The organism is Azohydromonas lata NBRC 102462 (assembly GCF_001571085.1).
GTDB classification, from domain to species: Bacteria; Pseudomonadota; Gammaproteobacteria; order Burkholderiales; family Burkholderiaceae_C; genus Azohydromonas; species Azohydromonas lata.
The window spans coordinates 24,372-38,426 of the sequence record NZ_BCTC01000062.1 but is presented as its reverse complement, the minus strand read 5'-3'; the positions used below and the strand labels follow the sequence as shown (position 1 = coordinate 38,426).

Here is a 14,055-nt window from a genome sequence, read left to right as displayed (position 1 = left end):
CTGTCGATCACGCCGATGATGTCGGCGATCTTGTGCGAGCTGGCCTCGATGCCGCGCATGGTCTCCACCACCTGCGCCACCACCGTGCCGCCCTTGGCCGCCACGGAGGAGGCGCCCACGGCGAGCTGGTTGGCCTGGCTGGCGTTGTCGTCGTTGTGCTTGACGGTGGCGCCCAGCCGGTCCATGGCCGCGGACGTCTGCTCCAGCGACGTGGCCTGCTGCTCGGTGCGCTGGCTCAGGTCCAGGTTGCCTTGCGCAATCTGCGCGCTGGCCGTGGCCACGCCCTCGGCGTTGTCGCGCACGCGCGCCACCGTGACCGTGAGCTTGTCCTGCATGGTGTTGAGCGCGCCCAGCAGCTGCGCGGTCTCGTCGCTGCCCTCGACCACCACTTGCGCGCCCAAGTCGCCCTCGGCCACGCGCAGCGCCACATCGCAGGCGCGCTTGAGCGGACGGGTGATGGAGCGCGTGATCAGCAGGCCCATGAGCATGGACAGCGCCATCATGGCCGCGGTGCAGCCTATGAGCAGGTTGCGCGCGCCGGCGTAGGTGGCCTCGGCATGCTCGTAGGTCTGCCAGTTGGCGGCGTCCTGCAGCCGGATGGTCTCTTCCACCAGGGCCTGCCAGGCCAGGTTCAGCGGGCGGGCCTTGGTCATGAGCAGCGTCATCGCCTCATCGCGGTGGTCGATCATCGCCAGCTTGTACAGCTCCTCGTTGATCGGCCGCGCGGCAAAGCGGGCGTCGTCGAGCTGCTTGAGCAGGGCGTCGAATTCTTGCGAGGTGTGGATGTCCTTGAGCGCCTCGCGCGAGACGTCGTAGATCTTGGCGTTGCTCTCCAGCTCTTCCTTGAGCTTGCCGCGCTCGGCCTCGTCGGTGACCAGCACCAGCGTCGGCAGGATGCGGTTGGCGTTGTGGATGGCGTCACTCATGGTGTGCGCATACGCACTGGCCACGTTGTTCTTCTTCACCACCACTTCCAGGTTCTCCTGGATTTCCGACAGCTTGTAGAGCGACAGACCGGAAGATGCGAAAGACATGAGCATGATCAGCCAGAAGGCCGTGCCCAAACGGAGCCCGATCTTGAAGTCGGCAAGTTTCATGAAAGCTGTTCCTCTCCTCCGGACCGCGGATGCTGCGGCGGTACTTCCGCGGCGGACTTTGCAGCAGGACGGGCCAACTTGATCTGTGCCAAGTCAAGCCCGTGTTTGCGTGAAGTCAGATTATTTGTGTCAGGAGGCTACAAACGCGGTGCTGGCGTGCACGGCAGCGTGAAGGTTTGCTCACCTGCCGAAAACCTTTTGCAGGATGGCGCTGCCCGTGGCGATGGGGTCCTGGCGGATGCGGCGCTCCTCCTCGCCGATCATCAGGTACAGCCCGTCCACCGCCTTGGCCGTCACGTGGCGCTCCAAGTTGGCATCCTCGGCCTTGACCAAGCCCATGGCGCCGGCCTTGCCCACGAGCTCGTTGTAGCTCTGGGCCAGCGACACCTTCTCGGTGGCGCGGGTGACGATGGGCAGGAAGCGCTGCGTGAGCGGCTGCCGGGTGCGCGAGGCGAAGAAGTCCGTCACCGAGGTGTCGCCGCCGCGGACGATGCCCAGGGCGTCCTCCACCGACATGGAGCGCACGGCCTCCACCAGCAGCGCCTTGGCTTCCGGCACGGCCGCCTCGGCGGCGCGGTTCATGGCCGTGACGAGCTCGTCCACCCGGCGCTGCTGCCCCATGAGCTTCAACACGCCCGAGGCCTGCTCCAGCGCCGGCGGCAGCGGGATGCGCACCTTGGGGTTGTCCAGAAAGCCGCCCGGGCGGCCCAACAACGCCACCGCGCTGGCCGCGCCCCGCTCCAGCGCCGCACGTATGCCGGTGGCGGCGTCCGCCGACGAAACGGCTGCCTGCGCCAGGCCCGGCACGCCCGCCGCACAGGCCACCGGAATGGCCACCAGGAACACGCGACGCTGCATCTGCTTCTCCAACTTGTTTCGAATCAATTCTAGAACCGCGCGAAGACTGCTCATCGTGCCTTGTCCATCCCCGGAGCACGCCCCCGGGGCATGGCCGGTATTCCCGGGAAAGCCCTGGGCGCGAAGGTGATCCGATTGGATACGCCCGGATGCAATCCGGGCCGGCCGAGCGTGCATTTGCCCCTCGCCGGGCTTTGCTGCAGCGCGCAAACTTGTTTCATGCGGCCCTGACCACCCCCGTGATCAGGCGTCGCCTTGGGGCGCCCTACCCAGCTGCGGGGTGGGGCGGAACAGTGAGCGTCGTCAGGAATTTCCGGGACCCGGCATGTTGACCTACGCCACGCTGGCCGCCGCGGGCATCTCGCCGCGGGTTGCCGATACCTTCACCCCCTTGCTGGCGCAGGCCTGCGAGCGGTTCGACATCCGCACGCCGGCGCGCATTGCCGCCTTCGTGTCGCAATGCGCTTTCGAAAGCCGCGGGCTGGTGGCGCTGGAGGAGGGCATGGTGTTTCGCACGCCGGAGCGCATCTGCGTGATGTGGCCGGACAGGGTGCCTGACCTCGACGCCGCCGAAAGCCTGGTGTGCGCGCCGCAGGCGCTGGCCAACCAGGTGTTTGCCGGCCGCCACGGCAACGGCGACGCCGCCAGCGGTGACGGCTGGCGCTACCGCGGGCGCGGGCTGATCCGGCTGCTGGGCCGCGCCAGCTACTGCGAGGCCGGTGCCGCGCTGCAGCGCCCCTACGAGGCGTTGCCGGACCTCGTGGCGCGCCCGGCCGACGCCTGCCTGGCCGCGGCCTGGTTCTGGCAGCGCCGCGGCTTCAACGAGATGGCCGACCGGCTGCAGTTCGACGCCATCACCCGCTTCGCCCACGAGCAGGTCTCGCCCATGTGCGGGCTCTACGAGCGCCGCGCCCTCTACCGCGGCGCGCTGGCGGCGCTGGAGGACATGCGCTGCTGAGGCGCTGCCGCGGGGGGCGCGCGGCCCACTCAGGGGGCCGGCCGCGCCTGGCGCAGCACCTCGGCCGCTTCCCGCTCCAGCAGCGGCCCTTCCACGAGCACGGGCGGCCGGCTGCCCGCCAGCACGTCGGCGCAGCGCGCGGGCAGCAGCTCGCCGCCCAACAGCTCGCCGCCCAACAGCTCGGCCATGAGCGGGTTGGAGGCGGCCCACACGATGCGGCGCACGCCGGCCCAGAACATCGCGCCCGCGCACATGGCGCAGGGCTCGCCGCTGGCGAACACGGTGGCGCCGCGCAGCGCGTCGCGGCCCAGGCGGGCCTGCGCCTCGCGCACCAGCACCAGCTCGGCGTGGGCGGTGTCGTCGGCGTCCGTCTCCTGGCGGTTGCAGGCTTCGTGCAGCAGGCGGCCTTCGGGGGAGAGCAGCACGGCGCCGTAGGGCCGGTTGCCCGCGGCCAGCGCGCGGCGCGAGGCGGCGATGGCGCGCTGCATGGCGGTGGTGTCGTCCAGGGTCATTGGGAGAAGTCCTTTCAACTGCCGCGGTAGGTGGAGGCGCTCCAGGGCGTGCACAGCAGCGGCACGTGGTAGTGCTGCTGGACGTCGGCGATGGCAAAGCGCACGGGCACGGTCTGGTCCACGAACAGGGCCTCGTCCGCGCGCAGGCCCTGGCGCTCGTAGAACTCGGCCACGTGGAAGCTCAGCTCGTACTCGCCGGGTTGGGCGGCGTCGGCGCTGAGCACCGGCTCGTCGGTGCGGCCGTCGGCGTTGGTGCGCAGCGTCTTGACGAGCTGCCAGCGCCCGTCGCGCCGCATGGAGAAATCGATGCGCATGCCCGCGCCCGGGCGGCCGCCGTGGTTGTCGAGCACATGGGTGGAAATGCCGGCCATGGGGTGTCTCCTTCTGTGGGTTGTGGGTGGCGCCGACTTCAACTGCCGCGGTAGTACGAGTAGCCCCAAGGCGAGAACAGCACGGGCAGGTGCACGCGCTCGGCCGCGTCGCGCACCACGAAGCGCAGCGGCACTTCGGACAGGAAGGCCGGCTGCGCCTGCTTCGCGCCCAGCGCCTTGAAATAGTCGCCCAAGTGCAGCAGCAGCTCGTAGCGGCCGGCGCGGTAGGCCTCGCCTTCGAGCAGCGGCTGCGCGGTGCGGCCGCCGGCCACGGTGCGGGCGGTGGCGAGCGGCTGCCAGCCCTTGCCGTCCTCGAAGCGGGAGAGCGTCATCAGCAGCCCCGCGCCGGTGGCGCCGTGGTAGCCGTCAATGGCGTGCACGGTCAGGCGCGGCGGGGCGCCGGCCTGGGAGCGCGGGGCGGCGGTGAGGCCGGCCGGCGACTCGGCGGCTGCCGCGCCCAGCGCGGGCAGCGCGGCGCCGCCCAGGGCCAGGCCGGTGCGCAGGAAGCGGCGGCGCGCCGCCGGGTCTTGGATCAGGGTGGGCATGGCGTGCTCCCGGACTCTCAAGCGGCGCGGGCCAGCGCGTCCACGCGCAGGCGGCTGATGTCGGCGATCTGCGCCAGGGCTTCGTGCAGCTCCTGCTCGCTGTCGCGCTGCGTGCGCCGCTGCAGCTCGGCCAGGATCTGCGCCTTACCGTGGCGCCGCGCCGCGATGATGAAGGGAAAGCCGTGGCGCTCGCGGTAGGCGCCGTTGAGCGCGTTCAGGCGCTGGAACTCCTCGCGGCTCAGCGCGTCGAGGCCGGCGCTGGACTGCTCGGCGACGGATTCGTCCGTCATGGTGCCGGCCTGCGCCTCGCGGCCGGCGAGCTCGGGGTGGGCGCGCAGGAAGGCGAGCTGGCGCTCGCGCGGCGCCCGGCGCACCACGTCCATCAGGGCCGCGTGGAGCTGCTCCACGCTGCGAAAGGGCCGTGCGGACCAGGCGCCTTCGGCCACCCAGGGCGAGTGCTCGAAGCTGCGGCCCAGCGCGGCGACGAAGGCGTCGCGGTCCAGGGCGTTGATGTCGTTCAGCGACAGGGGCGTGGTCAGGGTCGTCATGGCGTCGGGAGGTTGAGGGTGAAACCGGGGTGCTTTCAGTGCGCGGGCTGCGCGGCCGGCAGCGGGGCGCGCGACAGGCGCGGGACGAAGGCCAGGATGAGCGCCGTGGCGCAGATCTCGACGGCCGCCACCACGTACAGCCCGGTGGTGAGGCTGCCGGTGGAGGTCTTGATGAGGCCCAGCATGTAGGGCGCGCCGAAGCCCGCGAGGTTGGCCACCGAGTTGATGAGGGCCAGGCCGCCGGCCGCGGCCGAGCCGGCCAGCACGCGGTTGGGCATTTGCCAGAACACGGGGATGGCGCTCATGGTGCCCACGATGGCCAGCGTCAGCGCCACCAGCGTGGGCAGCGCGCCCAAGGGCAGCAGCAGCGCCATGGCCAGCAGCGAGGCCGCACCCAGCGCGGCGGCCAGGCCGCAGTGCAGCCGGGCTTCCTGGTGGCGGTCGGAGTGGGCGCCGTTGAGGATCATCCCCGCCGCGCCGAAGAGATAGGCCACGGACATGATCCAGCCCACCGCCGCCGGGCTGGTGAAGCCCACTTCCTTGACCAGCGTCGGCCCGTAGAAGGTCAGCGAGGAGTTGGCCGCGATGATGCAGAAGAAGACCAGGATGAGCAGCCAGATGCGCCCATCCTTGAGCGAGGCCAGCAGGCTGTGCTCGCGATGGCCCAGGGCGCGCTGGTCGCGCTCCAGGTCGGCCTGCACCAGCGTGCGTTCGCGCTGCGTGAGCCAGGCCGCCTGGGACGGCTTGTCGGTCAGGTAGAACCAGGTCACCACGCCGGCGATGACGGACGGGATGCCTTCCAGCAGGAACACCCACTGCCACCCTTGCCACCCGTTGACGCCGTTGAGCGTGGTCATGATGGTGCCGGCCAGCGGCCCGCCGATCACGCCCGCCAGGGCCGACGCCGACATGAAGAGGCCGAAGGCCTTGGCGCGGCGCTGGTCCGGGAACCAGTAGGTCAGATAAAGAATGATCCCGGGGTAGAAGCCGGCTTCGAACACGCCCAGCAGGAAGCGCAGGAAATAGAACATCCCCGGCGTGGTCACGAACATCATGGCGATGCTGGTGAGGCCCCAGCCGATGGTGATGCGCATGATGGTCTTCTTGGCACCTATCTTCTGCAGCAGCAGGTTGCTGGGCACCTCGAAGAAGAAGTAGCCGAGGAAGAAGATGCCGGCGCCCAAGCCGTAGATGGCCTCGCTCCACTTCAGGTCGTCCAGCATGGTGAGCTTGACGAAGCCGATGTTGACGCGGTCTATCCACGCCAGCACCCACAGCACCATGAGGAATGGGATGAGCCGCTTGAGGATCTTGCGGTAGATGCCGTCGAGCTCGCCGGGGGCGGCCAGGGGTGCCGCGCAGGCGGGCGCAACGCGGGTTGCGGTGGTCATGGGCCGGTCTCCTGGGCCGCGGGGGCGTTGCGGCCGGTGGTCGGTGGTGGAAGGCGGCGGGCGCGTCGCGCCGCTCGCCGGTTCAGGGACAAGGGGGTGTGTCCGCAGTGGGCGCAGTGTCCCGGCGCGGGCGCGGCACGGCGCACGGGCGCTGCTATAAGCGCCATTCGGAAAACCGAATAAAGGGTCGCCTGCCGCCATGAACCGCGATCCCCTGGACAGCCACCTGCTGCGCGTGCTGGTGACGCTGGTCAACGAGCGCAACGTCTCGCGCGCGGCCATACGGCTTGGGCAGTCGCAGCCGGCGGTGAGCACGGCGCTCAAGCGGCTGCGCGAGCTCTTCAACGATCCGCTGCTCGTGCGCGAGAAGGGCGGCATGGCGCCCACCGAGCGCGCGCTGCTGCTGCGCGAGCAGGCCCGGCGCGCGTTGGGCGAGATGGACGCCATGCTGTCCGGCCCCGAGCACTTCGACCCCGGGGCCAGCCAGGCCACGTTTCGCATCGGCTCGCCGGACTTCATGGCCGCGCCCTTCCTGGCCGCCGTGGTCGCGCGCTTTTGCCGCGAGGCGCCGCGCGCGCGGCTGGAGGTGCGGCCGCTGGGTGCGTCGGTGGACGTGGAGCAGGCGCTGGCGCAGGGCGAGCTGGACCTGGTCATCGGCAACTGGCCCAGCCCGCCGCCCTCGCTGCACCTGTCGCTGCTGCTGGAAGACGAGGTCGTGTGCCTGGTGAGCCGCCGCCACCCGCGCGCGGCCGGCGGCTTCACGCGCGAGCAGTACCTGGCCGCGCGCCACCTGGTGCCGCTGCCGTACTCGGCCGCGCAGCGCGGGCTGGTGGAGACGCACTTGGCGGGGCTGCGCCTGTCGCGGGACGCGCGCGTGGCGGTGCCGTACTTCGAGCTGGCACCGCAACTGCTGGTGGAGACGGACCTGGTCTTCACCACCGCGCGGCACTTCGCCGCGCACTACGCGGGGCTGCTGCCGCTGGCCATCGTCCCCGCGCCCTTTGACTTTCCGGCCATGCGCTTCTACCAGCTCTGGCACGAGCGCTCGCAGGCCGCGCCCGCGCACCGCTGGCTGCGCGCGCTCATGGGCGAGGCCGCGCGGGGGCTGGCGCCGCCGGGCGCCGCAGCGTGATAGGGGGACATTCAGGCCTTCCGGGATAATCCCGGCATGCGTTGGTTATCCCAATTTCCGGCGGCAAAAGTATTTGTTGCCGCTTTATTGCTGCTGCAGCTCGCGGGCTGCGGCTCCATGAAACCGCCCAGCGGCAAGCTGGTCGAGAATTTCGACGCGACCGACCGTTTTTCGCGCACCGTGGCCGTGGAGCCGGCCAATGCGTGCGAGGCCTCGCGCCAGGCGCTGCTGAGCCAGGGTTACGTGGTGGCCACCGTGCAGCCCACGGAAATGCGCGGCCGCAAGAATTTCCAGATGCCCAGCGGCCACCATGTGGAAATGGAGATCCGCGTGGTGTGCACCGAGGCCGCGCGCGCCGATGCCGAGCACCGCGCCGTGGTGTTCGTGAGCGCCGTGCAGGAGCACTACGAGCTCAAGAAAAGCAGCAACTCCGCCAGCGTGGGCGTGGGCGCGCTGGGCTCGCTGTCGCTGCCGTTTTCCACGGGCACGGATTCCATGGTGAAAGTCGCCAGCGAAACCGTCACCGCGCCGCGGTTTTATGACCGGTTTTTCGAAATCCTGGACAGGTACCTGGATTCGCCCAGCAAATTGCCCAGCGACCAGGCCGGGTCCGATTTGAAGGATTTTTCGGAGTTTTAAATCCAAAAATAATATCGGGCTATTGATTTACTGCGCCGCTTCGGCGCAGGGGCTGCTGTCGAACGCCGTGGTCGCCAGCGTGCTGCCGTCTTCCAGCACCAGCGTGCGCTCCGGCCAGCGCAGGGCGGCCAGCCGGGTGTAGCCGGCGGGCACCTCGCCGCGGCGCTCCAGCCAGCGGCCGCCCACGGCGTAATCCACGCAGAACACCTTGCCGCGTGGGCCCAGCCAGGCGTGGTGCGGCACGTCGCTGAACAGGTCCGGGCCGCCACGGCCCAAGTGCGCGCGCTGCAGCGGGGGGAAATGGCGCCAGAAATGGCCCACGACCACGGGCGTGTCCTCGGCGTAGTCCTGCCACCAGCGCACGCGCTCGGTGAAGCGCCACTGCCCGTTGTGGAAGAAGGGCGCCTCGGCCCGCCGCTCCAGGCCCAGCGTGAGCACGCGCAGCGGGTTCAGGTGCTGGCGCGCCTCGTCGCAATGGGCCACGGCCTCCAGCATGGGCACGGGCGCGGTGGGGTCGCCCAAGTGATGGCGCCAGGGCGCCTTCTCGGCGCGGGCCGCCGCGCGCCAGCCTTCGCCCAACAGCAGGGCGCCGGCCTCGTCGTCCAGCCGCTCGAACAGCGCTCCCAGGCCGTCCCCGTTGGAAAGCGCCTTCAGCCGCGCCACCGAGGGCGCGTGCCAGGCGGCATGCGCCACGCGCAGGTCGTCGCGCTCCAGGCCCAGTGGTAATTCCTCGAAGAAGGCCAGTACCTCGGCACGCTCGGCCTCGCCGCCGAGGGTGGCGTAGGGACGGAAACGCTCGTCGCGGTGCGCGCCCTCGTTCCAGAACCAGTCGCTGCCCTGCTTGCGCTCGCCGCGCAGCAGGTTCAGCTCGTGGTTGCCCAGCACGGCATGGGCGCGGCCGGCGCGCACCAGCTCGCGCACGCGGCGCACGACGCCCGGGCTGTCCGGCCCGCGGTCGCACAGGTCGCCCACGAACACCAGGCGCCGGCCTTGCGGGTGCCTGCCCGCCTCGTCATACCCCAGCGCCGCCAGCAGTGCGCACAGCGCGTCGTGCTCGCCATGGATGTCGCCCACGATGTCCAGGGGTCCGGCGGGCAGCGGGGCAAGCATGGCGAAATTCCGTTTTCAAACTCACTTCGGTGGCCGCATTGTCGGCTGCCGCCACGCCGGCCATTTCAAACGTCGGCCTGCCACAACAGCGCCGCGCGCGGGCGCGGCTCACGGGCCAATACGGCGGCTGCATTTTTTCAAAACAGCTTGAGCCGCTCATGTGCATTTGCACGACACATACACGATGCATCCAGACAAATACAGCACCGGATTTGTTCCCCGCCACCTTGATGGCTCGGCTGAATTCTGGAATTCACCTCCCAATGGCTTTCACTGTCCTGACGCTGCCCAGTGCACCAGGCTTGGAACCGGGAAATCGCAGGCCGGCGTGGTGTGCTTGGGAAAGTGCTTACTCGTGTATGTTGTAATTCGCGGCCTTTTGAACGAGGAAACCCCATGCTGATCCGCGCCGCCGAACCCCGCGACTACGAGCAATGGCTGCCGCTGTGGCAGGCCTACCAACGGTTTTACAAATCCGATATTCCCCAGGCGGTGACGGACCAGACCTGGGCGCGCTTCCACGACGCCGCCGAGCCCATGCACTGCGCCGTGGCCGAGGACGAAGGCCGGTTGGTCGGCCTGGTCCATTTCATCGACCACCGCAGTTGCTGGACCACGGGCAATTACTGTTATCTGCAGGATTTGTACGCTGCGGAAGACAGGCGCGGCCAGGGCATCGGCCGGGCGCTGATCGAGCACGTGTATGCCCAGGCCGCCGCGGCGGGCGCCGCGCGCGTGTACTGGCTCACGCACGAAACCAACGAGAACGCGATGAAGCTCTATGACCGCATCGCCGACAAATCGGGTTTCCTGCAGTACCGCAAACTGCTGGGCTGAGAAAACAAAAAAATCCCGACCCCGCCCAGCCTTGCGTTGGGGCGCAGGGCTGGGCAGCGTCGGGCAAGAAAGCGCCTTACGGCGGCGCCATCGCACGGAGACGAATTCAAAAAGCCTTTTGAACCCGCCGCGGCTTGAATTTCAGGCTTCGCCAGGGCCCGCCGCCCTGATGTCCTGAATATTCAAGCGCTGCGGTGAATGTTTCCAGGCCAGGCCGATCAGGCGTTGTTGCCGGCGGCCACCGCACGGGTATTGGCCACGGGCTCTGCGGCAGGCTGCCGCGCCGAAGCCGAGCGGCCGTGCCGGATCATGGCCACCGCCACCGCCGCGATCACCGCCGGGATGGCGATGGCCACGAAGTTCTGCTGCAGCGGCAGCGCCATGCTCACCAGCGAGCCGATCACGATGGGCGCCAGGATGGCCCCGCTGCGGCCCACGCCGGACGCCACGCCAATGCCCGTGGAGCGGATGGCCGTCGGGTAGAACTGCCCCGCGTAGGCATAGGTCACGATCTGCGTGCCTATGGTCGAGGCGCCGGCCAGGCCCACCACCACGAACAGCGCCCACGTCGGCAGCGGCGTGCCCAGCAGCGTGATGGACACGGCCGCCAGCACGTACATGGAGCACAGCACCCACTTGATGTGGAAACGGTCGGCCAGCCAGCCGCCGCCCACGGCGCCTATGACCGCGCCGAAGTTCAGCGTCAGGACGAAGGTCAGCGCCGAGCCCAGGCTGTAGCCGGCGCCGGCCATCAGCTTGGTGAGCCAGGAGCTCAGGGCGTAGACCATGAACAGGCACATGAAGAAGGCCACCCAGAACATCGCCGTGCTGAAGCCGCGCCCTTCCTGGAACAGGTCGCGCACCGGCGCGCTGCCGGCACGGGCGGCTTCAGGCATCGCAAAGCGGTCTGCTTCCGTGGGCCGCAGCGACGGCTCCAGCCGCGCCACGATGGCTTTCAGTTCCTCATGCCGCCCCGTCTTGAGCAGGAAAGGCATGGACTCCGGCAGCGAGCGCAGGATGAACGGGATCAGCACCACCGGCAGCACCGCCGCCACGAACACCGACTGCCAGCCGTAGCTTTCAATCAAGCCCTTGCCCAGCAGCGCCGCGAGCATGCCGCCCACCGCGTAGCCGCTGAACATCAGCGTCACCAGCGTGGCGCGCAGCCGCCTGGGCGCGTACTCCGTCATCTGCGCCACCACGTTGGGCATCACGCCGCCTATGCCCAGGCCGGCGAGGAAGCGCGTGGCGCTGAACATCACCGGGTCGCTGGTCGTGCCGGCCGCCGCCGTGAACACGCTGAAGAGCGCGATGCAGATGGCAATGGCCCAGCGCCGCCCAATGCGGTCGGCGATGGTGCCCAGGAAAATGGCGCCGAACATCATGCCGAAGAGGGCCGAGCTGACCATGAAGCCCGCGCGCGTCGGGTCCACGCCCATCTCCTTCATGATGGACGGCAGCGCGATGCCGGCCACGGCCAGGTCGTAGCCGTCAAAGATGATGATGAGCGCGCACCAGAACAGCACGAGGCCGTGGAAGCGGTTGAAGCGGGCCTCGTCGGCCACCTGGTGGACGTCGATGTGTCTCATGGGAGTCTCCTAGGAATTCGATGTGGACGGCGGCTCTGCGGCCGCTCCGGTGGCCCGCCTTGCGCGGGCCGGGCGCCGGCTGGCGCCCGGGAAGGGGGCTGGCGCCGGGCGCGTCAGCCCAGGTCGCCGCCGCCCACGGGCAGCGTCACGCCGGTGATGTAGGCCGCCTCGTCGGAGGCCAGGAACAAGATGGCGCCCACCTGCTCCTCGATCGTCCCGTAGCGCTTCATCAGGCTGGACTGCACGGTCTGGTCCACGATCTGCTGGTACCAGGCCTTTTCCTGCTCGGTGGGCTGCTGCGCATTGCGCGGAATGCGCCGCGGCGGTGCCTCGGTGCCGCCCGGCGCGGTGGCGTTGACGCGTATGCCGCGCTGCGCGTTCTCGAAGGCCAGGCAGGCCGTGAGCGCGTTGACGCCGCCCTTGGCCGCGCCATAGGGCACGCGGTTGACGCCGCGCGTGGCAATCGACGAGACGTTGACGATGGAACCGCTGCCCTGCTCGATCATCTGCGGCAGCGCCGCGTGGCAGCACCACAGCGTGGGGAAGAGCGAGCGTCGCACCTCGGCCTCGATCTCGTGCTCGCGGTAGTGCTCGAAGGGCTTGGCCCAAATCGTGCCGCCCACGTTGTTGACCAGCACGTCCAGCCGGCCGAAGCGCGCCACGGTGTCGGCCATCACGCGCTCGGCGTCGGCGTTGCGCTCCAGGTCGGCCGTGAGCGTGAGCAGCCGCTCGGCCGCGTTGGGCAGCGAGGCCAGCTCGTGCACCAGCTCCGAGCGGTCCACCGCCGCCACGCGGGCGCCTTCCTCCAGCATGCGCTCCACCACGCGGCGGCCTATGCCCTGGGCCGCGCCGGTGACGACGGCCACCTTGTCCTTGAAACGTTGGCTCATGGTCGTGTTCTCCTCAGGCGCTGGCCGCGAACTTTTCAAAGTAGAAATTCGCGGGCTCTATACCTTGCTCGCGAACAAACCGGCTCACCGCCTCCACCATGGGCGGCGGGCCGCAAAGATAGATGTCCACTTCGCCGTCGTGCAGGTGCGCCGGCTCGATGTGTTGCGTCACATAGCCCTTGCGCGGCCAGGCGCTCTCGGCGCTGGCCACGCAGGCGCTGAAGGTGAAGTTGGGGATGCGCGCGGCAAAGTCCTGCAGCTTGTCCATCTCCACCAGGTCGGCGTCGTTCGTCACGCCGTAGATCAGGTGCAGCGGATGCGCGCTGCCCCCGGCCGCGATCTTCTCCAGCATGGCGGTGAAGGGCGCCAGGCCCGTGCCGCCGGCCAGCAGCAGCAGCGGCCGCTGGATGTCGCGCAGGTAAAAGCTTCCCAGCGGGCCGGTGAGCGTCATGCGGTCGCCCTCCTTGGCCAGGCTGGTGAGGAAGCTGCTCATCAGCCCGCCGGGGACGTTGCGGATGAGGAAGGACACGGATCCGCCCTTGGGCAGCGAGCTGAACGAGTAGGCGCGCGTGGCGGCGCTGCCGGGCACCTGCAGGTTCACGTACTGGCCGGGCAGGAAGGCCAGCTTGTTCAGCGACTCGCCCTGCACCGTCAGCGAGATGGTGCTGGGCGAGAGCTGGCGCACCTCGCTGATGGCGGCATCGAACGAGGCCTGCTGCGTGCGGCACACGGCCGAGGAGGCGGGCACGCGCACCACGCAGTCGCTTTGGGCGCGCATCTGGCAGGTGAGCACGAAACCTTGGGCGGCCTCGTCCTCGCTGAGCGCGTCCTCGATGTACTCGCCCATCTCGTAGCGGCCGGCCTCCGCGAAGCATTTGCAGGTGCCGCAGGCGCCGTCGCGGCAGTCCAGCGGGATGTTGACGCCTTGGCGGTAGGCGGCGTCGGCCACGGTTTCGGACGGGTTGGCCTCGATGAAGCGGGTGAGGCCGTCCTCGAACTGGAGGGCAATCTGGTGGGGCATGGCTTGTCTCCTGTGCGTGGCCTTGACGAAAAGTGCCCGCCGGGCAGGCACTTTTCGCGGGCCGCTGTCTCAGATGTGATAGACGTCCACCACGTGGTGGATGTAGTCGTTCTTCAGGACCACGACCTTGCGCTTGATCAGCGGCTGGCCGCTGGTCAGGTCCAGCGTGTAGTGGCTGGTGCCGAAGTAGCTGTCGGTCGTGTGGTAGCGGTAGCTCAGCGTGTGCCAGTTGAAGCGCACCACCAGCTGCTCGCCCTGCTGCGACACGATCTCCACGTTGTGGATGTTGTGCCCCGTGCGCGGGTCCGGCGTGCTGGCGGCCGAGCGCTCGGTCTTGATGCGGAACACCCGGTCTTCCAGGCCGCCGCGGTTGGGGTAGTAGATCAGCGAGATCTCGCGCTGCGGGTCGCGGGTGAGCTCGTCGTCGTCGTCCCACGCGGGCATCCAGAACTCGGCGTCGGGGTGGTAGCAGGTGAGCCACTCGTCCCACTGCTTGTCGTCCAGCAGCCGGGCTTCGCGGAACAGGAAGGCCTGGACTTGTTCAATGGTCATCATGT

The 14,055-nt window shown here is 69.2% G+C and carries 16 protein-coding genes; 4 read left to right on the top strand and 12 right to left on the bottom strand.

Features of this window, described 5'->3' with window-relative positions:
* Positions 1 to 1,097, bottom strand: a 1,097-nt coding sequence (locus ALA01S_RS35350; protein WP_157119134.1) for a HAMP domain-containing protein, incomplete at its 3' end; no start/stop codon positions are given.
* 180 nt (positions 1,098 to 1,277) lie between these two features.
* A complete protein-coding gene (locus ALA01S_RS19925; RefSeq protein ID WP_066340027.1) occupies positions 1,278 to 1,955 on the bottom strand; it encodes a DUF4197 domain-containing protein in 678 nt (225 codons plus the stop codon).
* Positions 1,956 to 2,280: 325 nt separating this feature from the next.
* Here ALA01S_RS19925 and ALA01S_RS19920 point away from each other — a divergent pair, with 325 nt between their 5' ends.
* The gene (locus tag ALA01S_RS19920; RefSeq protein ID WP_066340026.1) at positions 2,281 to 2,913 is read left to right on the top strand and encodes a glycoside hydrolase family 19 protein; all 633 of its coding nucleotides are present in this window, start codon (positions 2,281 to 2,283) and stop codon (positions 2,911 to 2,913) included.
* A gap of 29 nt (positions 2,914 to 2,942) precedes the next feature.
* Here the strand turns inward: ALA01S_RS19920 and ALA01S_RS19915 are convergent, their stop codons facing one another.
* The 5 genes from ALA01S_RS19915 to ALA01S_RS19895 are packed head-to-tail and all read right to left on the bottom strand — an operon-like array spanning position 2,943 to position 6,280.
* Positions 2,943 to 3,425: a nucleoside deaminase gene (locus ALA01S_RS19915; protein WP_066340025.1), complete on the bottom strand. Its 483-nt coding sequence runs from the start codon at positions 3,423 to 3,425 to the stop codon at positions 2,943 to 2,945.
* A gap of 14 nt (positions 3,426 to 3,439) precedes the next feature.
* Positions 3,440 to 3,796 (bottom strand): hydroxyisourate hydrolase, encoded by a 357-nt coding sequence (gene uraH, locus ALA01S_RS19910; protein ID WP_066340021.1) that lies wholly within the window; start codon positions 3,794 to 3,796, stop codon positions 3,440 to 3,442.
* Between the two features lie 38 nt (positions 3,797 to 3,834).
* Positions 3,835 to 4,341 carry a hydroxyisourate hydrolase gene (locus tag ALA01S_RS19905; protein ID WP_066340019.1) on the bottom strand — a complete coding sequence of 169 codons (507 nt, stop codon included), beginning with the start codon at positions 4,339 to 4,341 and terminating at the stop codon, positions 3,835 to 3,837.
* Between the two features lie 17 nt (positions 4,342 to 4,358).
* A complete protein-coding gene (uraD, locus tag ALA01S_RS19900; protein ID WP_066340015.1) occupies positions 4,359 to 4,889 on the bottom strand; it encodes a 2-oxo-4-hydroxy-4-carboxy-5-ureidoimidazoline decarboxylase in 531 nt (176 codons plus the stop codon).
* A 35-nt stretch (positions 4,890 to 4,924) separates the two neighbouring features.
* Positions 4,925 to 6,280, bottom strand: a complete 1,356-nt coding sequence (locus ALA01S_RS19895) for an MFS transporter (RefSeq protein ID WP_066340013.1) — start codon at positions 6,278 to 6,280, stop codon at positions 4,925 to 4,927.
* 199 nt (positions 6,281 to 6,479) lie between these two features.
* Between ALA01S_RS19895 and ALA01S_RS19890 the strand changes: the two genes are divergently transcribed.
* Both ALA01S_RS19890 and ALA01S_RS19885 read left to right on the top strand, forming a co-directional pair.
* Positions 6,480 to 7,412, top strand: coding sequence for a LysR family transcriptional regulator (locus ALA01S_RS19890; RefSeq protein ID WP_066340011.1), 933 nt, complete (start codon positions 6,480 to 6,482; stop codon positions 7,410 to 7,412).
* A 117-nt stretch (positions 7,413 to 7,529) separates the two neighbouring features.
* On the top strand, positions 7,530 to 8,051 hold the full coding sequence (locus tag ALA01S_RS19885; protein ID WP_169805966.1) for a DUF2242 domain-containing protein: 522 nt from the start codon (positions 7,530 to 7,532) through the stop codon (positions 8,049 to 8,051).
* 27 nt (positions 8,052 to 8,078) lie between these two features.
* On the opposite strand, the gene ALA01S_RS19880 is transcribed toward ALA01S_RS19885, so the two are convergent.
* A complete protein-coding gene (locus ALA01S_RS19880; RefSeq protein WP_066340006.1) occupies positions 8,079 to 9,161 on the bottom strand; it encodes a metallophosphoesterase in 1,083 nt (360 codons plus the stop codon).
* A 396-nt stretch (positions 9,162 to 9,557) separates the two neighbouring features.
* On the opposite strand from ALA01S_RS19880, the gene ALA01S_RS19875 reads away from it, so the two are divergent.
* Entirely contained in the window at positions 9,558 to 9,998 is a 441-nt protein-coding gene (locus ALA01S_RS19875) for a GNAT family N-acetyltransferase (RefSeq protein ID WP_066340004.1), read from the top strand.
* Between the two features lie 218 nt (positions 9,999 to 10,216).
* Here ALA01S_RS19875 and ALA01S_RS19870 read toward each other — a convergent pair whose 3' ends face one another.
* From ALA01S_RS19870 to benB, 4 genes are all read right to left on the bottom strand, one after another.
* Positions 10,217 to 11,587, bottom strand: a complete 1,371-nt coding sequence (locus ALA01S_RS19870; RefSeq protein WP_066340002.1) for an MFS transporter — start codon at positions 11,585 to 11,587, stop codon at positions 10,217 to 10,219.
* Positions 11,588 to 11,700: 113 nt separating this feature from the next.
* A complete protein-coding gene (locus tag ALA01S_RS19865; RefSeq protein ID WP_066340000.1) occupies positions 11,701 to 12,477 on the bottom strand; it encodes a 1,6-dihydroxycyclohexa-2,4-diene-1-carboxylate dehydrogenase in 777 nt (258 codons plus the stop codon).
* Positions 12,478 to 12,490: 13 nt separating this feature from the next.
* On the bottom strand, positions 12,491 to 13,498 hold the full coding sequence (benC, locus tag ALA01S_RS19860) for a benzoate 1,2-dioxygenase electron transfer component BenC (RefSeq protein ID WP_066339998.1): 1,008 nt from the start codon (positions 13,496 to 13,498) through the stop codon (positions 12,491 to 12,493).
* 69 nt (positions 13,499 to 13,567) lie between these two features.
* Positions 13,568 to 14,053 (bottom strand): benzoate 1,2-dioxygenase small subunit, encoded by a 486-nt coding sequence (benB, locus tag ALA01S_RS19855; protein ID WP_066339990.1) that lies wholly within the window; start codon positions 14,051 to 14,053, stop codon positions 13,568 to 13,570.
* Between the last annotated feature and the right edge of the window lie 2 nt (positions 14,054 to 14,055).